The following is a 24044-nucleotide window of genomic DNA, read 5'->3' as shown; positions in this document are numbered from 1 at the left end:
GGACTCCGGTTCGGGCGTTTCCAGAGCCTAGTTCACGCTCTGCGACGATCCCGGCCGTGCGCGGCGGTGACGGGGCGGGACTCCCCTGATCGGATCAAAAGATCGTAGGACCGACGCGCGCCCACGCGGTGTGCGCGGGCGCGGTCACTCCCGGGGACAGCCGGCTCGGACTACGCCTCGAACGGGCGGGCCGGCCACGGGGCCTCCGCCGGGCGCAGCGCGTCCAGGCCGGCCCCGCCGCGGGCCGCGACCAGGGACAGCACGCCGACGACGAGGCAGTTGTTGTGCAGCTCCCCCGCCAGCACGCCCCGGACCAGCTCGTCCACCGGCACGCGCGCGTACTGCAGGTCGGTCTCCTCGTGCTCGGCCGCGAACCGCGCGCCCTCGGCCTCGGACAGCCCGCGGGCCAGGAAGACGCGTACGGACTCGTCGCAGCCGCCGGGGGTGGTGTACACGTCGGTCAGCACCCGCCAGTCCTCGGCCTTGACGTGCGCCTCCTCGTACAGCTCGCGCTGGGCGGCGTGCAGCGGGTTCTCACCGGGCACGTCCAGCAGGCCGGCCGGGATCTCCCAGAGCTTGTGGCGCACCGGGTGGCGGTACTGCTTGATCAGCAGCACCCGGTCGTCGTCGTCCAGCGCGAGGACGGCGACCGAGCCGGGGTGGACCTGGTAGTCGCGGCGGGCCACGGAGCCGTCGGGCATGACCACCTCGTCCGTGCGGACGGAGGTCTTGGCGCCCCGGAAGGGGGTCTCGGAGGACCGGATCTCCCACTCCTCGGGAGTGTCCTTGATCGTCATGCCTGCCCTTTCACCTGCTTCACCTGCGGAGAACGAAACCGGGGTGCGTACCCGTGAAGGTATGCACCCCGGCCACCGTACAACCGGTGTGTTACTTCGACTCTTCCCCGGCGTCCTCGGCCCGCCTGCGCTCCACGGCGGCCTTCACGAGGCCGGCGAACAGCGGGTGCGGGCGGGTCGGCCGCGAGCGCAGCTCCGGGTGCGCCTGGGTGGCGACCAGGTAGGGGTGCACCTCGCGCGGGTACTCGACGTACTCGACGAGCTTGCCGTCCGGCGAGGTGCCGGAGAACAGGATGCCCGCCCTCTTCTCCAGCTCGGCGCGGTAGGCGTTGTTCACCTCGTAGCGGTGCCGGTGCCGCTCCTCCACGTACTCCTTGCCGTCGTACACCTCGCGCACGATCGAGCCCTCGGCCAGCTTGGCCGGGTACATGCCCAGCCGCATCGTGCCGCCCATGTCGCCCTCACCGGCGACGATGTCCATCTGCTCGGCCATGGTGGAGATGACCGGGTGCCCGGTGGCGGGGTCGAACTCGGTGGAGTTGGCATCCGCGATGTCGGCCAGGTTGCGCGCGGCCTCGATCACGATGCACTGCAGACCGAGGCAGAGGCCGAGCAGCGGCACCTTGTGCTCGCGGGCGTAGCGGATGGCGCCGACCTTGCCGTTGACGCCGCGCTCGCCGAAACCGCCGGGGATGCAGATGCCGTCGACGTCGCCGAGCTGGGCCGCGGCGCCGGCCGGGGTCTTGCAGTCGTCGGAGGTGACCCACTTGATCTTCACGCGGGCCTTGTTGGCGAAGCCGCCCGCGCGCAGCGCCTCGGTGACCGAGAGGTAGGCGTCGGGCAGGTCGATGTACTTGCCGACCAGGGCGAGGGTGACCTCGTCCGTGGGGTTGTGGACGCGGTCGAGCAGGTCGTCCCAGGTCGTCCAGTCCACGTCCCGGAACGGCAGGTCCAGCTTGCGGACCACGTACGCGTCCAGGCCCTCGCCGTGCACGGTCTTCGGGATGTCGTAGATCGAGCGGGCGTCGGGGCAGGCCACCACGGCGGCCTCGTCGACGTCGCACATCAGCGAGATCTTGCGCTTGATCGCGGTCGGCACCTCGCGGTCGCAGCGCAGCACGATGGCGTCCGGCTGGATGCCGATGTTGCGCAGCGCGGCGACGGAGTGCTGGGTGGGCTTGGTCTTCAGCTCGCCCGAGGGGCCGATGTACGGCAGGAGCGAGATGTGCACCACGAAGACGTTGTCCCGGCCGACCTCGTGGCGGACCTGGCGGACGGTCTCCAGGAACGGCAGCGACTCGATGTCGCCGACGGTGCCGCCGACCTCGGTGATGACGACGTCGACCTCGTCGGTCGCCATGCGCCGGATGCGGTGCTTGATCTCGTTGGTGATGTGCGGGATGACCTGCACGGTGTCACCGAGGTACTCGCCGCGGCGCTCCTTGGCGATCACCGTCGAGTAGACCTGGCCTGTAGTGACATTGGCGGAGCCGTCCAGGTCCCGGTCGAGGAAGCGCTCGTAGTGTCCGATGTCGAGGTCGGTCTCTGCGCCGTCGTTGGTGACGAACACCTCACCGTGCTGGAAGGGGTTCATCGTGCCCGGGTCGACGTTCAGGTACGGGTCCAGCTTCTGCATGACCACGCGCAGGCCCCGGGCCTTGAGCAGCATGCCGAGGCTGGAGGCCGTCAGACCCTTGCCGAGGGAGGAGGCGACACCCCCGGTGACGAAGATGTGCTTGGTCGTCGTGGCTGGGCTGGTGCGGAAGGCAGCGGGCGGCATGGCCAAGAGGGGGCTCCCGTGGTCGCGGTCTGGGGTGGCGGTTCGGGGGCTTTCTCACCCACCGGCTCACGGGCTACCAGGGTATCAGCGCCGACGGGTGTCGGCTCCCGGCCACGCTGCGCGCACGGCCCGCCACGTGCGGTTCCCCGCACGGGGGGCGCGGCACGGGCCGGACACCGGTCCCTCACCCGGCGCTCACCCGTTCGGCGCACACGGGTTGCCCGGAGCGGCACGCAGATCATCTACGTGCGTCGTATTCTGCTCGGACACTCGCTGCCGAGCCCGGCCGGACATACGGCACCACCCCCGCCCGTCACCACCGGACCATCGAGAGCTCGTCAGTTCGTTGAGCGGAGATCGTCGTTTTGCCCTCTGGGCGGAGTGGCTGCTTTGCTTCACCGCTCAACGACGCAGTGAACCAACCTGATTACCCCCCTTGACCGCACTAGCGACAGCCCCGCTTTGGGGTGACGTGGCCGTTCGACTGGAGTTGCACGTGGCCGGGCGCATCGAAGACTACGCACTCATCGGAGACATGCAGACCGCTGCCCTCGTCTGCCGTGACGGGACGGTGGACTGGCTGTGCCTGCCCCGCTTCGACTCGCACGCGATCTTCGCCGGCCTGCTGGGCACGGAGGAGCACGGCTTCTGGCGGCTGGGCCCCGCGCACGCCCCCGACGCGGAGCCGCCCACCGCGGCCCGGCGGGGCTACCGCGGCGACTCGCTGATCCTGGAGTCCGAGTGGGACACCCCGCGCGGCACCGTCCGGGTGACCGATTTCATGCCGCCGCGCGACGGCGCCCCGCAGCTCATCCGCATCGTGGAGGGCGTCACGGGCCGCGTCCCAATGCGCTCGGCGCTGCGCATGCGGTTCTCCTACGGCCGGGTCGTGCCCTGGGTGCACAAGCACGAGGGCCGCACGGTGGCCATGGCGGGCCCGGACTCGGTGTGGTTCGACACCAGCGCGGAGACCTACGGCAAGCAGCTCACCACGTACGCCGACTTCACCGTCGCGCCCGGTGACCGGATCGCGTTCACCATCTCGTGGCAGCCCTCGCACAAGGAGCCGCCGGCGCTGCCCGAGCCGGAGCAGTCGCTGGAGGCCACGGAGGACTTCTGGCGCGAGTGGGTGGAGCACTGTACGTACCACGGCCCGTACCGCGAGGCCGTGATCCGCTCCCTGATCACCCTCAAGGCGCTCACCTACGCTCCCACCGGCGGCATCGTCGCGGCCCCCACGACGTCCCTGCCGGAGGACATCGGCGGCGTGCGCAACTGGGACTACCGCTACACCTGGCTGCGCGACGCGGCGATCACGCTGTCCTCGCTGCTGCGCACCGGCTACCGCGAGGAGGCCCGCGCCTGGCGCGAGTGGCTGCTGCGGGCGGTCGCCGGCGACCCGGAGAACCTGCAGATCATGTACGGCATCGCCGGCGAGCGCGAGCTCGGCGAGGCGGAGCTGGACTGGCTGCCGGGCTACGAGAACTCCGCACCGGTCCGCGTCGGCAACGGCGCCGCGCACCAGCTCCAGCTCGACGTCTACGGCGAGGTCACCGAGGCGCTGCACCTCGGCCACATGACGGGCCTCGCCCGCAACGACTACGCCTCGCTGCTCCAGCTCAAGCTGATCCGCTACCTCGAGGACCACTGGCAGGAGCCGGACGAGGGCATCTGGGAGGTGCGCGGCCCGCGCCGCCACTTCGTGCACTCCAAGGTGATGGCCTGGGTCGCCGTGGACCGCACGATCAAGCTGATCGAGTCCGGTGACGCGGACGGCCCGCTGGACAAGTGGCGCGACCTGCGCGACGACATCCACCGGGACGTGTGCGAGAAGGGCTACGACAAGGAGCGCAACACCTTCACGCAGTCCTACGGCTCCAAGGAGCTGGACGCCTCGCTGCTGCTGATCCCGCAGATGGGCTTCCTGCCGCCGGACGACAAGCGGGTGATCGGCACCATCGAGGCCATCCAGCGCGAGCTGTCCACCCCGGACGGCTTCATCCTGCGCTACCCCACCCAGGGCGACCACGAGGGTGTCGACGGCCTCCCCGGCGACGAGGGGGCGTTCCTGGCCTGCTCGTTCTGGATGGCGGACGACCTGGCGATGATCGGCCGCGTCGACGAGGCGCGCCGGCTGTTCGAGAAGCTGCTGTCGCTGCGCAACGACCTCGGGCTGCTCGCCGAGGAGTGGGACCCGCGCCTCAAGCGCCAGGTGGGCAACTTCCCGCAGGCGTTCAGCCACGTCCCGCTGATCGACACCGCCCTGCGCCTGACGGCGTCGGGGGCGTACGGGGGCTGAGGGCCTCCCGCGCCGGACAGGACGGCCGAGGGCGTCCCCGCACCGTTCGGGGGCGCCCTCGGCCGTCCGCCGGGGGGTGTCCCCGGGCGGGCGCGGAGTGCCGCGGAGATGTCCCCGGGGCGTTCGCGCAGGTAGCGTCCGCTGCATGGACAGCCGTACGGACCAGCGATTCGACGGCCGGGGCGCCGGCATCACCGTTCAGCGTGCCCTGGAGCTGCCCGGGCTGCGCAGCGGGCTCCCGGAGGTCCTGGCGGGCGCCGACCGGCTGGGGCGCACGGTGCGCTGGGTGCACGCGGGCGAGGTGCCCCACATCGCCTCCCTGCTCAAGGGCGGCGAGCTGCTGCTGACCACCGGCTACGGCCTGGGCACCCGGCCGGCCGAGCAGCGGGCGTTCGTGCGGACCCTGGCCGAGCGGGGCATCGCCGCGCTGGTGGTGGAGCTGGGGCCGCGGTTCGCGCGCCTGCCGGCGTCCCTGGTGGAGACCGCCCGCTCGACCGGGCTGCCGCTGGTCCAGCTGCACCGCGAGGTGCCGTTCGTGACGGTCACCGAGGAGATCCACACCGAGATCGTCAACGGCCACTACGCGCTGCTCCAGCAGGCCGAGGAGGTCCACCGGCGCTGCACCGAGGCGCTGCTGGGCGGCGGCGGGGTGCCGCAGGTGCTCGCCATCCTCGCCGACTTCGGCGGCAACCCGGTCTTCCTGGAGACCCCCGACGGTCAGTTGCTGTACGCGGCCGGGGCGGGGCCGCAGGGCGCGGACCCGCTCCAGGTGTGGGAGGGGCTGCGCGGCCCGCACAAGGACGCGCCGCCGCCGTCCGGCTCGGTGCTGGTGGACGTGCCCGGGGGCGGTCCCGGCACGGGCTCGGTGCGGGCCCGGCTGGTGCTGCTGCCGGTGCGCGCCCCGCTGGCCCCGGTGCACCGGATGGCGGCCGAGCGGGCGGCCGGGATCCTGGCGGTGGTGCTCATGCAGGCCCGCCAGGAGGAGGAGCTGGCGGCCCGGGGCCGCGGGGACTTCCTGACCGACCTGGCGGAGGGCCGGATCACCGCGGAGGACGCCCCGGCGCAGGCGCGGGTGCTGGGCTTCAAGCCGGGCGCCGGCCCCCTGCTGCCCGTGGTCATGCGGCTGGGCGACGCGCTGTCCCCGGGCGGCGGCTGGGCGGTGCTGGCCCGGGCGGTGGCGGAGGAGCTGGCCTCGGTGGGCGTGCCGGTGCTGCTGGGCGTGCGGCCGGTGGAGGGCCGGGTGCCGCTGCTGCTGGGCCTGCGCTCTGAGTCGGAGCGGTCGGCGGTCGCGGACCGGGTCGCGGCGGCGCTGCGGGCCGGGGTGGAGCGGGCCGGGATGCAGCGGCCGGGTGCGGCGCCGCCGGTGGTGGTGGTCGGGGTGGCGGGCGGCTGGGCGGCGGCGTCGGCGGGCCTGCGGCACGCGGCGGAGACGGCGACCGCGGCCCAGGGCCTGTCGGACCGGCCCTGGTACGACGCCCGCCGCCTGGACATCGACCTGCTGCTGTGGCGGCTGCGCGACCACCCGGACCTCGCGGCCTTCGTGGACCGCGCGATCGGCCCGGTCCGCGACCACGACGCCCGCTCCAGACCGCCGCTGCTGCCGACGCTGCAGACCTACCTCGCCCATGCGGGCCGCAAGGCGGAGACGGCCCGCGAGCTGCACCTGAACCGGCAGACGCTCTACAACCGCCTCGCCCGCATCGGTGAGTTGCTGGGCACCGACCTGGACGACCCGCAGACCGTGCTGGCCCTGAGCCTGGCCCTGCGGGCCCGTCGGCACGTGCCGTGACCGGCCGGGGGACCGTCAGGCCAGCGGGCGGGGCTGGGTCAACTCGTCGTAGACGCTGAGGACCTGGGCGACCGTGTCGTCCTCGGTCGGCCAGGTGGCCGCCTGGCGGGCGCCCGACTCCCGCAGTCGCGCGCGCCGTTCGGCGTCGTCGAGCAGGCGGGTCACCGCGCCGGCCAGCGCCCCGGCGTCGCCCGGCGGGACCAGTTCGGCGGCGTCGCCCACGAGTTCACGGACGGCGCCGGTGCGGGCCGCGACGAGGGGCACGCCCGCGTGGAGGGCCTCCTGGGCCAGGACCGGGCGGGCCTCGCCGGTGCCGGGCAGCAGGGCCAGGTCGGCGGCGGCGATGAGGTCGCCCACGTCCCGGCGCAGGCCCAGCAGTGTGACGGGCAGCCCTTCGTCCTCGATACGCCGCTGCAGCACGGGCCGCAGCGGCCCCTCCCCCGCGATCGCGACCAGCGGCACCGGGTCGCGGCGGCACCACGCGTGCGTGGCGTCCAGCAGGACGTCGAAGCCGCGGGGGCGGTCCAGGGAGCCGACGGCGAGCAGCAACGGGCGTCCGGTGGCGCCGACTTCGGCGCGCGCCTTGGGCCGCCCGGGGTCCGCGTCGTCGGGCGGCGCGGCCCGGCGCGGCCGGGGCAGCGCGACGGCGGCGAGCCGGGCGTCCCGGGCGCCGGTGCGCCGGGCCCGGTCCACCAGCGCCGAGGACGTGCCGAGCACCACGGACGCCGTCCTCGCCACCCGCCGCTCCAGCATCCGCAGCAGGTGCGCGCGGGCGCCCTCCGCGTGGGCCCGGTCGTGCCAGGTGACGACCAGCGGGGTGTCCCGGCCGCTGAGCGCCAGCACCGCCCGGAAGGAGGCGTGCAGCCCGTGCGCGTGGACCAGGTCGGCGCCCGCGCAGGCCGCGCGCAGGGCCGCCACCGACGCCGGGTCGCTGCTGCGCGGCACGGGCAGGTGGTCGGCGCCGGCGCCCGTGAAGTCGTAGGTGTGATCGGCCTCCGTGGGGGCGCACACTGTCACCCGCACGCCCCGCGCGACGAGTCCCGAGGTCAGGGAGCGCACGTGGGCGCTGCTGACGGCGTTGCCGCCGCCCAGCACCTGCACGGTGCGCAGCGGCGACTGGCCGTGCGGTGAGGGCGTGCTCACGGGGCTCACGTGGCCGGGGCTCCTGGGTCGGCGTCGGACGGTCACGAAGAAACGTACAGAAGGATCGGGCGCGGGGGTGGTCGGCTCCGGTTCCTCCACGTTCTCCCGCCAAGGATGCCAGGACGTACGGCCGTTGCGGGACGCCGCGCGCCCCGGCGTACGGCGGACCGGGCCCCCATGTCACCCACTCGGGTGTTCTCCCGGGACCGGAAAGAGAGGGAAGACGATCCGGAAACCGGACCGTCCCGATTCCGGGACGCCGCACCACCGGCCCGCACAGTTATTCCTCACCCGCGCTTTCCGCGAGGACCGAGGAAGCTCCTCGCGGAAAGCCGGGACGCTGTCCCCGACAACTACCCCGTGATTCCCGGGGCCGTCGCCACGCACCAGCCGAACGCCGGCAGGGACACCGTCCCGGAGCCGGCCCCCACCTCGCCGTCCCCCGCGCCGCGCGTCCACGGCGCGGCGGGCACCGCCCCCGCCGCGGGCGCCGCGCCGAAGTTGAGCGCGACGGCCACCGCCGCCCCGCTCCCGGGGCCGGCGGCGGGGTCGGTGAGGGTGTAGGTGAGCACGGTGTTGGTGAGCGTGTGCACCTGGGTCTGCGCCCGCACCAGCCAGGCGTTGCGCCGGCGCAGGCCGACCAGCGTCTGGTGCAGCCGCTGCACGGCCACCCGGTCGTCGCCGAGTTCCTCGGGCCGGGCCGGGAAGGGCGGCCGGACGGCGTCGTCGCCGCCCACCCGTTCCTCCTTGACGCCCTGCCAGGCGCGCTCGTCCCCGGCGTACACCGACGGGATCCCGCCGACCGTGAACAGCACCGCCAGGGCGTGGGCGAGGTGCCGGGGCTCGTGCAGCCGGCTGGCGATCCGGGTGACGTCGTGGTTGCCGACGAACGTCTGCGGCGCGAACGTGTCGAGCAGGGCGTTGTGACGCTTGAACGCCCAGGCCAGCTCGTGCGGGTTGGTGTCGTTGAGCGAGCTCCACACGGCCTTCCACAGTTCGTACTGGGTGACCGAGTCGAGCCCGCCCTCCGTGACGTACGCCGCGTAGTCGCCGTGGATGACCTCCCCGCTGAACCACGCCTGCGGGTGCCGGGCGCGGACCCGGTCGGTGACGGTCCGCCAGAACGGCCGCGGCACCGCGTAGGCGGCGTCGAGGCGCCAGCCGGCCACGCCCCGGTCCAGCCAGTGCTCCATCACCGCGGCCACGTGGTCGGCGACCTCGGGGTTCCCGTGGTTGAGGGCGACCAGGTGCCGGTGCCCCTCGAAGGTGCGGAAGTCGTCCCCCTCGGGCACGAACCAGTCCGCGTACGGCGACGCGGCACCGTGCCGCTGCACGTCCTGGAACGGGCCGAAGGACCGGCCGACGTGGTTGAAGACGCCGTCCAGCAGGACCCGCACCCCGCGCTCGGCGGCCCGCTCGACCAGCTCGGCCAGGTCCTCCTCGGTGCCGAGCCGGGGGTCGACGCGGAAGTGGTCGGTGGTGTCGTAGCCGTGGGTCTCGGCGGCGAACACGGGGCCGAGGGCCAGGCCGTTGCAGCCCAGCGCGAGCAGGTGGTCGAGCCAGTCGGCCAGCACCGGGAGGCGGTGGCGCGGGGGTTCGCCCGGGGGCAGGGCGGCGCGCTCGGCTCCGAGGAAGCCGAGGGGGTAGACGTGCCACCAGATGGCGTGGTCGGACCAGGGCACGGAAGCCTCCGTCAACGGGGTCGGGACGGGCGGTCGGAGCGTCCGTCCGGTGAGTCGGCGAGACGGTTCATCAGACGGGCGGCGAGCAGCAGCACCTGCTGCTCGGTCTCGGTGAGCCCGGTGAGGGCGCGGTCGAGCCAGATGTCGCGCTGGGCCATGTCACGGGCGAGCGCCCGGCGGCCCTCGTCGGTCAGCTCCAGGACCCGCTGCCGCCCGTCCCGGGTGTCCCGGCTGCGGCTGATCAGGCCGTCGCTCTCCAGTTCGGCGAAGACCCGGGTGAGGGACTGCGGCTGCTGGTGGTCGGCGGCCGCGAGCGCGCCCGCCGACATGGGCCCGTTGCGGCGCAGGTGCGCCAGCACACTGCTCTTGTTCAGGCTCAGCCCGTCCTCGGGGCGCTCCGCGCTCAGCCGCCGGGCCAGCCGGACGACTCCCTGCCGGATCTCCGTGACACCGTCGTCGAGGCCCGACGACGGTTCGGTCCGCTCTGGTCGCTCCACCATCACATTGTTAAGGTAACACTCACTATTTCGCGACGGGCAAGCGACACCGTCCCGTTCACGCGCACCTTACGTCGGCGGTAATCCTACGTAATGCTTACTTTCCCCAGGTCGCTGCACCGGGCGCTCCACTTCGATCCGGACGGCGGGCACCTGCGCGCCACCGCCGTGACCACGGCCACCGTGCTCGGCACCTACGGCTGGGCGCTGCTCGTCGAGCACCTGGCCGGGCTGCACACCGACAGTCTGGTCCAGGCGGTCGTGGTGGCCTCGGCGCTCGGCCGGGTGCAGCGCGCCTTCGACCGCACCGACCGGATCGTGGCCTGCCTGGTGCTGCCGTGCGCCGCGGCCGGCGGGACGGAGCTGAGCACCCTGATCCGGCAGCACGCCGACCTCGGGGACGCCCTGTTCGTCGTGGGCATGGCGGCGGCCGTCGCTGTCCGCCGGTTCGGCGCGCGCGCGACCCGCGCGGGCACGCTCGTCGTGCTGCCGCTCGTCGCCGTGCTGGTGGTGCCGGCCAGGGTCGTCACCACGGACGGACACGCCCGCACCGGCTGGGCGGCGCTGACCGCCCTCGTCGCGGTCCTGTGGGGGACCGTGCTGATGTGGGCGACGCACCGCACGGGCGTGCTGCCCCGGCCCCCGGCCGCCTGGGTGGTCCGGGCCCCGGCGACCGCCCGGCCCGGCCTGTCGCCCAGCACCCGCATGGCCCTGCAGATGGCGACGGCCCTGACCGCCGCGTTCGTCGCCGGCCGCACGCTGTGGCCCGACCACTGGGCCTGGGCCGTCCTCAGCGCCTACCTGGTGTGCAGCGGCGCGCGCAGCCGCGGGGACGTGCTGGTCAAGGGCGCCTGGCGGACCCTGGGCACCGCGGCCGGCACGCTCGCCGGGGGCGCCCTGTCGGGCACCTTCGGACCGCGCTCGGACACCGCCGTCGTACTGATCTTCGCGGTGCTGGCCGTCGCCACCTGGCTGCGCGAGCTGAGCTACGCGTACTGGGCGGCCTGCGTCACCGCGGTGCTCTGCCTGCTGTACGACTGGTTCGGCCAGGACCCCGGCAGCCTGCTGCGGACCCGGCTGGCCGGGATCGCCGTGGGCGCGCTGATCGGCCTCGCCGCGTCCTGGCTGGTGCTGCCGGTCCGTACGGCCGCGGTCGCGCGGGCCCGTACGGCCGCCGCGCTGGCGGGCCTCGGCGAACTGCTGGAGGCCGACTGGCACGACGTACGCGCCGTGCGGCGGGCCCGTGCCCGGTTCGCGCACCGCGTGGACCAGCTCGGCCTGGCCGTGGCCCCGCTGCGGGTGCTCGCCGCCCTCCCGGCTCCCGGCCCGCACCGCCCCTCCCCCGCCCTGCAGGCGTGGTCGGCGCTCCAGGGCTGCGCCGGCCCGGCCGACGAGCTGACCGACGCCGTCTCGGCGGCCCCGGCGGACCTGGCCGGCGACCCGGAGGTGACCGGCCGGCGGGCCCGCGCCGCGGCCCACGCCCTCGCCGTACGCCGGGCCGTCGGCCGCCGCCCCCAGCCACCGGAGAGCCCCCCGGCCGACGCGCCGGACGGCGTGCGCGCCCCGGCCGCCCCGGGGCCGGCCGTGCGCGCGGCCCTCGACGCGCTCACCGCGCTCGACACCCGGCTGGACGCCCTGGCCCTGCTGTACCCACCGCCGCACGCCCCGTCCGCGGCGACCGCCGCCGCGTCCTGAGACCGGGCCGCCCCGGTCCCGCGGCGGGGGTCACCCGTCCGCGCGGGCCGTCGCCAGCAGTTCCTCCGCGTGGGCGCGGGCCGTCTCCGAGTCCTCCTGCCCGGCGAGCATCCGGGACAGCTCGCGGATGCGGTCCTCGCCCTCCAGCACCTTCACGCCGGAGCGGGTCACGGACCCGTCGTTGGTCTTCTCGACCAGCAGCTGCCGGTCCGCGAACGCCGCGACCTGCGGGAGGTGGGTGACCACCACGACCTGCGCGGTCCTCGCCAGCCGCGCGAGACGGCGCCCGATCTCCACGGCCGCCTTGCCACCGACACCGGCGTCCACCTCGTCGAAGAGGTACGTGGGCACCGGGTCGGTCCCGGCGAACACCACCTCGACGGCCAGCATCACGCGCGAGAGCTCACCGCCGGAGGCGCCCTTGGCGATCGGCCGGGCCGGCGCTCCCGGGTGGGGCGCAAGGAGCAGCTCCACCTCGTCGGCACCCGCGGGCCCGTACGCCACCGTCCGCCCGCCGACCTCGACACCCTCCGGGTCGTCGGTCTGCCGGATCTCGAAGGACACGCGCGCGTGGGGCATGGCGAGGGAGGCCAGCTCCTCGGTCACGGCGGCCGCGAACCGCTCGGCGGCCTCGCCGCGCGCGTCGGTCAGCGCCTGCGCCAGCCCGCCCAGCTCGACGCGCAGCGCGTCCCGCTCGGCGGTCAGCTCGTCGATGCGCTCGTCGTCGGAGTCGAGCTCGGTCAGGCGGGCGGCAGCGCGCTCGGCCCAGGCGAGCACCGCGGCGACGCCCTCGTCGGTCTCGCCGTACTTGCGGGTCAGCCCGGTCAGCGCGGCCCGGCGCTCCTCCACGGCCGCCAGCCGCAGCGGATCGGCGTCCAGGTCGTCGGCGTACCCGGCCAGCTCGCCCGCGACGTCGCCGAGCAGGATGCCGATCTCACCGATGCGGTCGGCGAGCGCGGCCAGCGCCGGGTCGTGCGAGCGGACGGCCTCCAGGGCCCGCTGGGCGCCCGCGACGAGGGTCGTGGCGTCGATGCCCTCCGGGTCCTCGGGATTGCCCGCGAGGGCCGCGTGCGCGACCGTGGCGGCCGACGACAGGGCCTCGGCGTGCCCGAGCCGCTCGGCCTCCTCGGCCAGCTCCACGTCCTCGCCGGCGCGCGGCTCGACGGCCGCGATCTCCTCGAGGCCGAAGCGCAGCAGGTCGGCCTCCTGCGCCCGCTCACGCGCGCGGGTGGTGATCTCGTCCAGCTCGGCGGAGACGGCCCGCAGCCGCCGGTACGCCTCCTGGTACTTGGCGAGCGGCACCGCGACGGCGTCCCCGGCGTACCGGTCGAGCGCCTGCCGCTGGCGGGACAGCTTCAGCAGCCCCTGCTGGTCGGTCTGCCCGTGCACGGCCACCAGCTCGTCGGCCAGCTCGGCCAGCATGCCCACGGGCACGCTCCGCCCGCCCAGGTGCGCCCGTGAGCGCCCCTCGGCCGAGACGGTGCGGCTGATCAGCAGCGCCCCGTCGTCCAGCTCGGCGCCCGCCTCCTCGGCGCGCACGGCCACCGGGGCGTCCGCGGGCACGGTGATGCGCCCCTCGACGACCGCCTTCTCGGCCCCGATCCGCACGAGCGCGGCGTCCGCCCGCCCGCCGAGGAGCAGCCCGAGGCTGGTGACCACCATGGTCTTGCCCGCACCCGTCTCACCCGTCACGGCGGTGAAGCCGGGCGACAGCTCGACGACGGCGTCGTCGATGACTCCGAGCGACCGTATCCGCATCTCTTCCAGCACGGTGAAGACCTTACGAGGTCGGGCGGAGGAAGTGCGAGGTGCCCTTGTCACTCGGGCGGGTGGCCCGCCGGAGCCGGCACCTCACCGGCCCCCCTGCGGCACGCCGGTCAGTGCGGGGCTCCCCGCCAACCGGACACGGGCAGGGCGAACTTGGCCACCAGCCGGTCCGTGAACGAGGCGTGGTGCAGCCGGGCCAGCCGCACCGGCACGGCACCGCGCCGCACCTCCACCCGCGCCCCCGGCGGCAGCTCCACGGTCCGCCGCCCGTCGCACCACAGCACGCCCGGCGGGATGTGCGGCAGCACCTCGACGGCCAGCACCGAGTCGGGCGAGGTCACCAGCGGCTTGGCGAACAGGGCGTGGGCGCTGATCGGCACCATCAGCAGCGCCTCCACCTCGGGCCACACCACCGGGCCCCCGGCCGAGAACGCGTACGCCGTGGACCCGGTCGGCGTCGACAGCACGATGCCGTCGCACCCGAACCCGGTCACCGGGCGCCCGTCGATCTCCAGCACCACTTCGAGCAGCTTCTCGGCGCCGGCCTTCTGCACGGCCGCCTCGTTCAGCGCCCAGTCGGTGTGCACGATGTCGCCGTTGCGGTGCACGACGACGTCGACGGTCATCCGCTCCTCTACCTCGTACGCCCGGGACACCACCCGGTCGACGACCTTGTCCAGGTCGTCGCGCTCGGCCTCGGCGAGGAAGCCGACCCGCCCGAGGTTGACACCGAGCATCGGCACGCCCGAGGCCCGCGCGAACTCCGCGCCGCGCAGCAGCGTCCCGTCACCGCCGAGGACGATCAGCAGCTCGCACCCGTCCAGGCACTGCGGGGTCGCCTCCTTGACGAGCTGCACCTCGGCCGGCAGCGGCAGGTCGCGTGCCTCGTACTCCAGGACGCGCACCCCGATCCCGGACCGCAGCAGGCCCCCGACCACCAGCTCCGCACTGCGGATGGCGGCGGGCCGGCCGGTGTGGGCCAGCAGGAAAACGGTACGTGCTCGGTTCTCGGTCACCGCGGCCCCTCCGCCACTGCACGGTCGACGTCGGCCGGGTCCAGAGCGGGTGCCCCGACTCGCAGCCACAGAAAGTACTCGACGTTTCCCGAGGGACCCGGCAGGGGACTCGCCGTGACGCCCCTGACGCCGAGTCCCAGCTCCCACGCCCGCCCGGCCACGCCCCGCACGGCCTCGGCCCGCAGCTGCGGGCTGCGGACCACGCCCCCGCTGCCCAGCCGCTCCTTGCCCACCTCGAACTGCGGCTTGACCATCATCACCAGGTCGGCGTCCGGTCCGGTGCAGCGGGCCAGGGCGGGCAGCACCAGCCCGAGCGGGATGAAGGACAAGTCCCCCACGACAAGATCCACAGGCTCCCCATCGATCGCTTCGAGCGTCAACTCGCGTACGTTCGTACGGTCCTTGACGGTGACGCGTTCATCGCTCTGCAGGGACCAGGCGAGTTGTCCGTACCCGACGTCCACGGCCACCACGTGCGCGGCGCCCGCGCGCAGCAGCACGTCGGTGAAGCCGCCCGTGGACGCGCCGGCGTCCAGGGCGCGCCGGCCCCGGACGACGAGGCCCTGCGGCACGAAGACCTCCAGGGCCCCGGCGAGCTTGTGGCCGCCGCGCGAGACGTACTCGGGGTCGCTGTCGTCGGCGGCCACGAGGATGGCCGCGGCGGTCTCCACCTGCGTGGCGGGCTTGGTCGCGACGGTCCTGCCCACGGTGACCCGTCCGGCGGCGATGAGCTGGCTGGCGTGCTCGCGCGAGCGCGCGAGCTTGCGGCGCACCAGCTCCGCGTCGAGACGGCGACGTGCGACTGCTGCCACGGTCGGTTCAGCTCCTAGGTCCGTACGGCGGTGAGGGAACGGGAGGGCCCGGGCGGGCGTCGAGCGCGGTGAGCGCGTCGCGCAGGCCCCGGTGTACATCCTCGTACACCTCCACGTGTCCGTCCGTGGCGAGGTGGTCGGCGTCGCCCAGCCGTTCGAGGTGGGCGTCGACGTCGGCGTGGCCGGTGGGGGTGCGGGGCAGCCCGAGGGGGGCGGGACCGGCCGGGTCGTCGTCGGGCTGGGCGGGCTCCCCGGCGGTGGGGTCGGCGGCCGGTGCGGCCGTCTCCCCCGTGGTTCCCCCGGCCGTCCCGGCAGCCGCCCGCGCCGCCGTCTCCTCCCAGGGGTGCTCCGTGTCGCTCATGCCCAGACGCTACCGCGAAGCGCTGCGGTACCGTCGTGCCCGATGGCGACGATCGAGGAGTGCCGTGCCGCACTCGAGAAGCTCTCGGACAGCATGGGCCGGGCCGAGGGGGACGTCCGCGCGGCCGCCGCACTGGACCGCTCGGTGAGCTGCCACGTCACCGACCTGGACACCACGTTCGTGGGCCGGATGACGGGCGGCCGGATCCGGGTCGACGACACCGTGTCGGGGCCGCCCCGGGAGAAGGCCGAGATCCGGCTGTCGATGACCGGTGACGACCTGGTCGCCCTGGTCGACGGCCGGCTGCACTTCGCCAGGGCGTGGGGCTCGGGCCGGGTGTCGCTGCACGCGGGCCTGCGCGACCTGCTCGTCCTCAGGAAGCTGTTGTAGGCGTCCTCAGGAGGCGGTCGTAGGCGCCCCGTGGACGGCTTTCGGTGCCGTCGGCGCGGGCGCCTTCACGGAGCCTCCGTGGCCGCCACGCGTGCACGTGCCCTGCGGGCCGTCGGCACCACCAGCGGCGTGCCCGTCTCCGGGTCGTCGATGACCTGGCAGCGCAGGTGGAACACCTCCTCGACCAGCTCCGCGGTGACCACCTCGCCCGGCGTGCCCTGGGCGACGACCCGGCCGGCCTTGAGGGCGACCAGGTGGGTGGCGTACCGGGCGGCGTGGTTGAGGTCGTGCAGCACGGCGACCAGCGTCCGCCCCTGCTCCTCGTGCAGCTCGGCGCACAGGTCCAGCACGTCGATCTGGTGCTGGATGTCGAGGTAGGTCGTCGGCTCGTCGAGGAGCAGCAGCGGGGTCTGCTGGGCGAGCGCCATGGCGATCCACACGCGCTGGCGCTGACCGCCGGACAGCTCGTCGACGTACCGCTCGGCCAGCTCGGCCACCCCGGTCTGCCGCATCGACTCGCGCACCACCCGCTCGTCCTCGGCGGACCACTGGCGCAGCAGTCCCTGGTGCGGGTACCGGCCGCGGCCGACCAGGTCGGCGACGGTGATCCCGTCGGGCGCGACGGAGGACTGCGGCAGCAGGCCCAGGGTGCGGGCGACCTGCTTGGCCGGCAGGGACTGGATGGCCTGTCCGTCCAGCAGCACCCGGCCCCGGCTGGGCTTGAGCATCCGCGACAGGGCCCGCAGCAGCGTCGACTTGCCGCACGCGTTCGGGCCGACGATCACCGTGAAGGAGTGGTCGGGGATCTCCACCGACAGCTCCTCGGCGATCACCCGCTGGTCGTAGGCGAGGGTGACGTTCTCGGCGGACAGGCGGTTCACGGTGCTCCTTCGGTCGGTGCGGCCGCGGTCGGGGCCGGCGGGGGTGCTCATATCCGGCCCGCCCTGCGCTCACTGACCAGCAGCCACAGCAGGTAGACACCGCCGAGCACGCCGGTGACCACGCCGACGGGGAGCTGCCCGTCGCCGAACAGCCGCTGGGAGGCCCAGTCGGCGACGACCAGCAGGGCGGCGCCCATGCACAGGGACGGCACGAGGTTCGGTCCCGGCGAGCGGGTCAGGCGCCGGGCGAGTTGCGGCGCCGTGAGCGCCACGAAGCTGACGGGGCCCGCGGCGGCGGTCGCGGCCGCGGTGAGCAGGACGGCGCACACCATCAGCAGCATCCGCACCCGCTCCACGCGCACGCCCAGGGCGTGGGAGACGTCGTCGCCCATCTCCATCATGCGCAGCCCGCGCGCGTTGGCGAGGACCAGCGGGACCAGCACGCAGAACAGCACGAGCAGCGGCCAGACCTGCTTCCAGTCCCGCCCGTCGAGCGTGCCGGTCATCCACACCAGGGCCCGGGCCGCGTCGACGAAGTCGGCCTTGGTCATCAGGTAGCCGTTGACGGCGGTGGCCATGGCGGAGACGCCGATGCCGACGAGCACCAGCCGGTAGCCGTGCACCCCGCGCTTCCAGGCCAGCAGGTAGATGGCCGCGCCGGTCACCAGACCGCCCACCAGCGCGCCCACGGTGACCGCGTCGGCGTCCCCGGAGAACAGCACGATGACGGTGAGCGCCCCGGCGGTCGCGCCCTGCCCGAGACCGAGCACGTCGGGGCTGCCCAGCGGGTTGCGCGAGACGGCCTGGAACAGCGCCCCGCCCAGCCCGAGCGAGGCACCGACGAGCAGTCCGACGAGGACCCGGGGCAGCCGCAGCTCGTCGACGATGAACTCCTGGCCCGGGTCTCCGTTGCCGAGGAGCGTCCTGAGGACGTCGCCGGGCGGGATCGGATAGTCGCCGGTGCCGATCAGCACGACGCCCGCGCCGAGCGCGGCGAGCAGCAGCAGGACGACGACGACCAGGGCCCGCGGGTCCAGCCGGACCGACAGCCCGCCCGGGGTGCGCAGCGCGCGCGGTCCGCGCCGGCCTCGGCCCTCGTCCCGCTTCACTTCGGTGGTCACAGCTGCGCCGTCCTCCGCCGTCGTACGAGAAAGATGAACACCGGGCCGCCGATGAGCGCGGTGATGATCCCGACCTGGACCTCGGAGGGCCGGGCCACGACGCGGCCGATCACGTCCGAGCCGAGCAGCAGCACGGGCGACAGCACGGCGGCGTACGGCAGGATCCAGCGCAGGTCGGGCCCGGTGAAGGAGCGCACGACGTGCGGCACCATCAGGCCGACGAACACGATGGGCCCGCAGGCGGCGGTCGCCGCCCCGCACAGCACGGTGGCGGCGAGCATCGACAGCGCGCGGGTGCGGTTGAGGTGGGCGCCGAGGGACCGCGCGGTGTCGTCGCCCATCTCCATCGCGTTGAGCGGCCGGGCTAGGGCGAGCGCGAGGACCGCGCCGGCCACCAGGAACGGCAGGACCTGCTCGATCGTCGTGTCGGTCGCGGAGGACAGCGAACCCACCGTCCAGAAGCGCATCTTCGCGAGCGCCGCACCGTTGGTGATCATCACGGCCTGGAGGTAGCCGTACAGCGCCGCGCTGATCGCCGTGCCCGCGAGCGCGAGCCGCACCGGTGTGGCGCCCCGGCTGCCGCCGAGGAACCAGACCAGCGCGCCCACCGCGGCCGCGCCCAGGAAGGCGAACCACACGTACCCCTTCAGGCTCGTGACGCCGAAGAAGGTGAGGGCGGTGACGACCGCGGCGGACGCGCCGGCGTTGATGCCGAGCAGGCCCGGATCGGCCAGCGGATTGCGGGTGAGCGCCTGGAGCACGGCCCCGGCGAGCCCGAGGGCGGCCCCGGCGAGCAGCCCGAGGAGCGTGCGCGCCAGCCGCTCGTCGACGACGACGTCGCCGTACGTCCCCGAGGACGCGAACAGCCCGTGCCACACCTGGGCGACGGACAGCTCCTTCGCCCCCACGGCGATGCTCGCCACGGCCACGGCCGCCAGGACGCCGACGGACACGAGCAGCCCGACGGCACGGACCACCCGCCGGGCCGGGGGCGCGGGGGCCGGCTCCGCGCGCTGTTCGGGAACACTGTCGACCAACACGGCAGTTAGGTTAGCCTACCCTGCCAAGCCTCGATTCCCGGCCCGGAACCACCCGCCCGCACGCGGCTTCCCCGGACGGCCCCTCAGATCCCCAGCCGCGCCAGCGCCTTCTCCCCGTCCAACGTGCAGGAGCCGTCCCCGGCGGACGTCCAGGCCGCCGCGCACAGCGCCCGCAGCCCGTCCAGACCGTCGCCGTCGCCCTCCAGCCGCAGCCGCTCGCCGTCCGCCGAGGCGGTCCACCCGCCGCACCGGAAGCCGCCGTCGGCCTCCTCCACCTCCGGCTGCCCGGTGAGCAGCCCGCGCAGGTCCCGGTCCACGTACGTCGGCCGGTGCCGCGGCGGCGCCGCCAGCAACTGCGCGCCGTCCGTCACCCCGGTCAGCACCAGCAGCGAGTCCACCTCGCCGTTGAACGCGCCCTCGATGTCCGTGTCCAGCCGGTCACCGACCACCAGCGGCCGCTCGGCGCCGGTGCGCAGGATCGTCTCCCGGTGCATCGGGGGCAGCGGCTTGCCCGCGACCTGCGGCTCGGCCCCCGTGGCGATCCGCACGACCTCCACCGCCGCGCCGTTGCCCGGCGCGATCCCCCGCCCGCTCGGGATCGTCAGGTCCGTGTTGGACGCGAACCACGGCACCCCGCGCGCGACCGCGTACGACGCCTCCGCGAACCGCCCCCACGGCAGATCGGGACCGCCGAACCCCTGCACGACGGCCGCCGGGTCGTCGTCCGCCGACTCCACCGGCTCCAGCCCCCGCTCGCGCAGCGCCACCCGCAGCCCCTCGCCGCCGATCACCAGCACCCGCGCGCCCTGCGGCACCTGCTCACTGATCAGCCGGGCGACCGCCTGCGCCGAGGTGATCACGTCGTCCGCCGCCGCCGGGATGCCCAGCTCGGTCAGGTGCGCGGCCACGGCGTCCGGGGTGCGCAGCGCGTTGTTGGTCACGTACGCGAGGTGCATCCCGCCGTCCCGCGCGGTGGCCAGCGACTCCACGGCGTGCGCGATCGCGCTCCCGCCCGCGTACACCACCCCGTCGAGGTCGAGCAGCGCCGTGTCGTACGCCTCGCTCAGGGCCCGTGCACTGCCCTCGGGCCTCGTCCTGACGCCCTGGCTCATTCCGCATCGCTCCTCGTTCGCTCGCTTTCCCCGATCATCGCGCATGCCACCGGCACACGTACGATGCCCTGATGAACACAGCAGGTCACTCGCAGGCGACGGCGCCCCGGGGCCTGGAACTCACCCCGTTCCGAGGCCTGCGCTACGACCCCGACCGGGTCGGCAGCCTGGCGGCCGTCACCTCACCCCCGTACGACGTCGTCGTCCGCCCGGACGGCCTGCACCAGCTCCAGGACGCGGACCCGTACAACATCGTGCGGTTGATCCTGCCCCAGGCCACCACCGCCGGCGAACGCAACGAACAGGCCGCCGGCACCCTGCGCCGCTGGCTCGCCGAAGGCGTCCTGACCACGGACCCCGAGCCCGCGCTGTACGTCTACGAGCAGCGGCACGCCGACGGCATGCTCCAGCGCGGCCTCATCGGCACCCTGCGCGTCAGCGACCCCTCCGAGGGGGTGGTCCTGCCGCACGAGGACGTCATGCCGCACATCGTCGCCGACCGCGCCGCCCTCATGCGGGCCACCTGCGCGAACCTCGAACCCCTGCTGCTGACCTACCGCGGCGACGGCGACGGCGCCGCGGCCCGCGTCGTGGACGAGGCGACGCGACGGCCCCCGCTGCTGTCCACGACCACCCTGGACGGCTACGGCCACCGCCTGTGGTCGGTCACCGGCCCCGCGGACCTGGCCGCCGTCCGGTCGGACCTGGCCCGCCACCAGGCCCTGATCGCCGACGGCCACCACCGCTGGGCGACCTACCGCCGGCTGCGCGCCGAGCACCCCTCCCCCAGCCCCTGGGACGACGGCCTGGTCCTGCTGGTCGACACGGCCCGCTACCCGCTGCGCGTCCGCGCCATCCACCGCCTGCTGCACGGCCTGCCCGTGGCGGACGCGCTGGCCGCCGTCCGCGGCCACTTCCGCGTGCGCCGGCTCGACGTGCCCCTGGCCGAGGCCCTGGACGCGCTCGCCGACGCCGCCTGCGCGGGCAACGCGTTCCTCCTGGCCGGCGACGGCGCCTTCCACCTCCTGGACCGGCCCGACCCGGCGCTCCTGGCCCGCACCGTCCCCGCCGACCGCCCGGCCGCCTGGCGCACCCTGGACGCGACGGTCCTGCACGCCACGCTCCTCGACCACCTCTGGCAGGTCCCCGAGGACGACCCCGCCCGCATCGCCTACATCCACGACACCGCGGCCACGGTCGCCAAGGCGGAGCGCGACGGCGGTACGGCCGTCCTGCTGCACCCGGTCCGCGAGGAGGTCGTCCGCGACCTGGCCCGCCAAGGCGTCACCATGCCCCGCAAGTCGACGTCCTTCGGCCCGAAGCCCGCGTCGGGCCTGGTGCTGCGCGCGCTGGACCTCTGAGGACGCACACACGAAGGGGCGGGCCTCCGGACATGCGTCCGGGGACCCGCCCCTTGATCGTGCTCACCCGAGACCCACGGGGACTCAGCGCTCGCGGCGCTCCTCGTCGTCCTCGCCGTCGGCACCCTCGGCACCGTCGACGTCCTTGACGTCCGCGTCGCCCTCGGCGTCGTCCGCGTCCTGGTCGTCCGCGTCGTGCTCGTCGTCCGCCTGGTCGTCGTCCTGGTCGGCTGCGTCGTCGTCCTGAGCCACCGCCGTCCCGACCGCCGCATCGGCGTCCGCGCCGTCCGCGGTCTCGTCGAGGGCGTCGACGAACTCCACACCGTCCAGCTCGGCGAGCCGGTCGGAGGCGTCCGTGCTGCCGTCCCGGTCGGCCTCCACGGCCTTGGCGAACCACTCCCGCGCCTCGCCGTTGCGCCCGGCCGCGAGCAGTGCGTCGGCGTAGGCGTACCGCAGCCGGGCGGTCCACGGCTGGACGGAGTGCGAGGCCAGCTCGGGGCTCTGCAGCGTCACGATGGCCGCGTCGAGCTGGCCCATGTCACGCCGGGCACCGGCCGCGACGAGCCGCATCTCGACCTGACCGGCCTTGTCCAGCTTGTGCACCTCGGGCGCACCGGCCATGTCCAGCGCCTTCTCCGGGCGCCCGAGCCCACGCTCGCAGTCGGCCATCAGCGGCCACAGGTCGACGGTCCCGGTCATCCTCCGCGCGGCCCGGAACTCCGCCAGCGCCTCGGCGTACTTCTGGTTCGCGTACGCCGCGAAGCCGGCCGCCTCCCGCACGGCGGCGACGCGGGACGCCAGACGCAGGGCCACCTTGGAGTAGCCGTAGGCGCCCTCGGGGTCCTCGTCGATGAGCCGCGCGACCATCACCAGGTTCTTGGCGACGTCCTCGGCGAGCGTCCTGGGCAGGCTCTGCAGTTCCTGCCGTACGTCGCTGTCGATCTCGTCGCCCGTGACGTCCTCCGGGATCGGCAGCCGCTTGATCGGCTCGCGGTCCCGGTCACGGTCGCGGTCCCGGTCGTCGCGGAAGCGTCCGCCACCGCGCCGGTCGTCCCCGGGCCGGCCACGGAAGCCGCCGCCCGGGCGCCCCCCACGGTCGTCCCGACGGGGCCCACGGCCACCACGGTCGTCGCGTCCACCACGGAACCCACCACCGCGCTCGTCCCGACGGTCATCCCGGCGGTCGTCACGGCGGTCGTCACGGCGGTCGTCGCTGCGGTACGAGGGACGGTCACCGCGGTCGTCACGACGGTACGAGGGACGATCGCCCCGGTCGCCACGGTCGTCGCGGCGGAATCCACCGCGGTCACCGCGGTCGTCACGACGGAACGAGGGACGATCGCCCCGGTCATCGCGACGGAAGGAGGGACGGTCGCCCCGGTCCCCGCGGTCGTCGCGACGGAAGCCACCGCGATCATCACGCCGGTCGTCACGCCGGTCGTCACGACGGTCATCGCGCCGGTCGTCACGGCCGAAGGACGGGCGGTCGTCGCGACGGAAGGAGGGACGGTCGCCCCGGTCGCCACGGTCGTCGCGACGGAAGCCACTGCGGTCGTCGCGGCGGTCGTCACGGCGGTCATCGCGGCGGAACGCGGGACGGTCGCCCCGGTCCCCGCGGTCGTCGCGACGGAAGGAGGGACGCTCTCCACGGTCGTCACGCCGGAAGCCACCGCGGTCGTCGCGGCGGAACGCGGGACGGTCGCCCCGGTCGCCGCGATCGTCACGGCGGAACCCACCGCGGTCGTCACGACGAGGCTCACGCCGGTCGTCGCGGCGGTCATCCCGGCGATCGTCACGGCGGTCATCGCGTCGGTCGTCGCGTCGGTCGTCGCGGCGGAACGCGGGACGCTCTCCACGGTTGTCACGGTCGTCACGACGCCCGTAGCCACCACGGTCACCTCCGTCACGCCGGTCGTCGCGCCGGAACGCGGGACGGTCGCCCCGGTCCCCGCGGTCGTCACGGCGGAACCCACCGCGGTCACGGTCGTTGTCGCGCCGGCCGTAGCCCCCACGGTCGCCGCCGGCGCGGTCGTCGCGGCGGAAGCCCCCACGGTCGTTACCACCTCGGTCACTGCCGCCGCGGTCGTTGCGACGGAAGCCACCGCGGTCGCTGCCGCCGCGGTCACCACTGTCCCGTCGCCGCTGGTCGCGCTCCGGTCGGTCGTCGGGAGAGTTGGTGGCCATCGGTGACTCCTGTCTTCGGTACACAAGCATTGTAAAAACGAAAGGACCCCTGGTCCCAGCTGAACGCTGGTGACCAGGGGTCCTTCCCAAAGATTGTTCGGCGGTGTCCTACTCTCCCACAGGGTCCCCCCTGCAGTACCATCGGCGCTGTAAGGCTTAGCTTCCGGGTTCGAAATGTAACCGGGCGTTTCCCCTACGCTATGACCACCGAAACCCTAATGGTTTCGAGCGAACAAGCACACTATTCTGTTAGTTGTTCTGCTCTGAACCGGCAACTGTTCGTTGCCTCAGAACTAACACAGTGGACGCGAGCAACT

19 protein-coding genes, 1 rRNA gene and 1 pseudogene are annotated in these 24044 nt (G+C 74.3%); 5 read left to right on the top strand and 16 right to left on the bottom strand.

All coding sequences use genetic code 11. The features are described 5' to 3' along the window. Nucleotides 1–170: 170 nt before the first annotated feature. The gene (locus E4U92_RS21245; protein ID WP_137302038.1) at nt 171–797 is read right to left on the bottom strand and encodes an NUDIX domain-containing protein; all 627 of its coding nucleotides are present in this window, start codon (nt 795–797) and stop codon (nt 171–173) included. Nucleotides 798–888: 91 nt separating this feature from the next. Continuing rightward, nucleotides 889–2577: a CTP synthase gene (locus E4U92_RS21240; RefSeq protein WP_137302037.1), complete on the bottom strand. Its 1689-nt coding sequence runs from the start codon at nt 2575–2577 to the stop codon at nt 889–891. 496 nt (nt 2578–3073) lie between these two features. Here E4U92_RS21240 and E4U92_RS21235 point away from each other — a divergent pair, with 496 nt between their 5' ends. Together E4U92_RS21235 and E4U92_RS21230 are read left to right on the top strand one after the other, a co-directional pair. After that, nucleotides 3074–4876, top strand: coding sequence for a glycoside hydrolase family 15 protein (locus E4U92_RS21235; RefSeq protein ID WP_137302363.1), 1803 nt, complete (start codon nt 3074–3076; stop codon nt 4874–4876). A gap of 145 nt (nt 4877–5021) precedes the next feature. Then, a complete protein-coding gene (locus E4U92_RS21230; RefSeq protein ID WP_137302036.1) occupies nt 5022–6665 on the top strand; it encodes a PucR family transcriptional regulator in 1644 nt (547 codons plus the stop codon). 15 nt (nt 6666–6680) lie between these two features. Here the strand turns inward: E4U92_RS21230 and E4U92_RS21225 are convergent, their stop codons facing one another. The 3 genes from E4U92_RS21225 to E4U92_RS21215 form a co-directional block, all read right to left on the bottom strand. Then, a complete protein-coding gene (locus tag E4U92_RS21225; protein WP_137302035.1) occupies nt 6681–7817 on the bottom strand; it encodes a glycosyltransferase family 4 protein in 1137 nt (378 codons plus the stop codon). A gap of 344 nt (nt 7818–8161) precedes the next feature. Next, entirely contained in the window at nt 8162–9490 is a 1329-nt protein-coding gene (locus E4U92_RS21220; RefSeq protein WP_137302034.1) for an alpha-amylase family protein, read from the bottom strand. Between the two features lie 11 nt (nt 9491–9501). Then, entirely contained in the window at nt 9502–9990 is a 489-nt protein-coding gene (locus tag E4U92_RS21215; RefSeq protein ID WP_137302033.1) for a MarR family winged helix-turn-helix transcriptional regulator, read from the bottom strand. A 90-nt stretch (nt 9991–10080) separates the two neighbouring features. Here E4U92_RS21215 and E4U92_RS21210 point away from each other — a divergent pair, with 90 nt between their 5' ends. Beyond that, nucleotides 10081–11682, top strand: coding sequence for an FUSC family protein (locus tag E4U92_RS21210; protein WP_137302032.1), 1602 nt, complete (start codon nt 10081–10083; stop codon nt 11680–11682). 30 nt (nt 11683–11712) lie between these two features. Here E4U92_RS21210 and recN read toward each other — a convergent pair whose 3' ends face one another. The 4 genes from recN to E4U92_RS21190 form a co-directional block, all read right to left on the bottom strand. After that, nucleotides 11713–13440 carry a DNA repair protein RecN gene (recN, locus tag E4U92_RS21205; protein ID WP_137302362.1) on the bottom strand — a complete coding sequence of 576 codons (1728 nt, stop codon included), beginning with the start codon at nt 13438–13440 and terminating at the stop codon, nt 11713–11715. A 119-nt stretch (nt 13441–13559) separates the two neighbouring features. Further along, entirely contained in the window at nt 13560–14465 is a 906-nt protein-coding gene (locus E4U92_RS21200; RefSeq protein WP_137302031.1) for an NAD kinase, read from the bottom strand. Next, complete coding sequence (locus E4U92_RS21195; RefSeq protein WP_137302030.1) at nt 14462–15277, bottom strand: TlyA family RNA methyltransferase; 816 nt, start codon at nt 15275–15277, stop codon at nt 14462–14464. Before E4U92_RS21195 ends, E4U92_RS21200 begins: the two co-directional genes overlap by 4 nt. Nucleotides 15278–15284: 7 nt before the next feature. Then, complete coding sequence (locus E4U92_RS21190) at nt 15285–15638, bottom strand: hypothetical protein (protein WP_229862652.1); 354 nt, start codon at nt 15636–15638, stop codon at nt 15285–15287. 42 nt (nt 15639–15680) lie between these two features. On the opposite strand from E4U92_RS21190, the gene E4U92_RS21185 reads away from it, so the two are divergent. Next, the gene (locus E4U92_RS21185) at nt 15681–16028 is read left to right on the top strand and encodes an SCP2 sterol-binding domain-containing protein (protein WP_137302029.1); all 348 of its coding nucleotides are present in this window, start codon (nt 15681–15683) and stop codon (nt 16026–16028) included. Between the two features lie 65 nt (nt 16029–16093). On the opposite strand, the gene E4U92_RS21180 is transcribed toward E4U92_RS21185, so the two are convergent. The 4 genes from E4U92_RS21180 to E4U92_RS21165 form a co-directional block, all read right to left on the bottom strand. Next, on the bottom strand, nt 16094–16960 hold the full coding sequence (locus tag E4U92_RS21180) for an ABC transporter ATP-binding protein (RefSeq protein WP_174863967.1): 867 nt from the start codon (nt 16958–16960) through the stop codon (nt 16094–16096). After that, the gene (locus E4U92_RS21175; RefSeq protein ID WP_229862650.1) at nt 16957–18030 is read right to left on the bottom strand and encodes a FecCD family ABC transporter permease; all 1074 of its coding nucleotides are present in this window, start codon (nt 18028–18030) and stop codon (nt 16957–16959) included. The genes E4U92_RS21180 and E4U92_RS21175 overlap by 4 nt, the downstream gene beginning before the upstream one ends. Continuing rightward, complete coding sequence (locus E4U92_RS21170) at nt 18027–19070, bottom strand: FecCD family ABC transporter permease (RefSeq protein ID WP_137302027.1); 1044 nt, start codon at nt 19068–19070, stop codon at nt 18027–18029. The genes E4U92_RS21175 and E4U92_RS21170 overlap by 4 nt, the downstream gene beginning before the upstream one ends. Before the next feature lie 83 nt (nt 19071–19153). Continuing rightward, nucleotides 19154–20182: an HAD-IIA family hydrolase gene (locus E4U92_RS21165; RefSeq protein WP_137302026.1), complete on the bottom strand. Its 1029-nt coding sequence runs from the start codon at nt 20180–20182 to the stop codon at nt 19154–19156. A 71-nt stretch (nt 20183–20253) separates the two neighbouring features. On the opposite strand from E4U92_RS21165, the gene E4U92_RS21160 reads away from it, so the two are divergent. Further along, a complete protein-coding gene (locus E4U92_RS21160) occupies nt 20254–21543 on the top strand; it encodes a DUF1015 family protein (protein ID WP_137302025.1) in 1290 nt (429 codons plus the stop codon). An 84-nt stretch (nt 21544–21627) separates the two neighbouring features. On the opposite strand, the gene E4U92_RS36315 is transcribed toward E4U92_RS21160, so the two are convergent. The 3 genes and pseudogenes from E4U92_RS36315 to rrf form a co-directional block, all read right to left on the bottom strand. Further along, nucleotides 21628–22518: a tetratricopeptide repeat protein gene (locus E4U92_RS36315; protein ID WP_229862703.1), complete on the bottom strand. Its 891-nt coding sequence runs from the start codon at nt 22516–22518 to the stop codon at nt 21628–21630. A gap of 114 nt (nt 22519–22632) precedes the next feature. Continuing rightward, a pseudogene (locus E4U92_RS37305) lies at nt 22633–23751 on the bottom strand (hypothetical protein); the annotation flags it as partial. 71 nt (nt 23752–23822) lie between these two features. Beyond that, nucleotides 23823–23939, bottom strand: a 5S ribosomal RNA gene (rrf, locus tag E4U92_RS21145). Between the last annotated feature and the right edge of the window lie 105 nt (nt 23940–24044).

This window comes from Streptomyces galbus (assembly GCF_005280195.1).
Lineage (GTDB): Bacteria > Actinomycetota > Actinomycetes > Streptomycetales > Streptomycetaceae > Streptomyces > Streptomyces galbus.
Note: the sequence above shows the minus strand (reverse complement) of the source record. Positions and strands in the feature narration are given on the sequence as shown.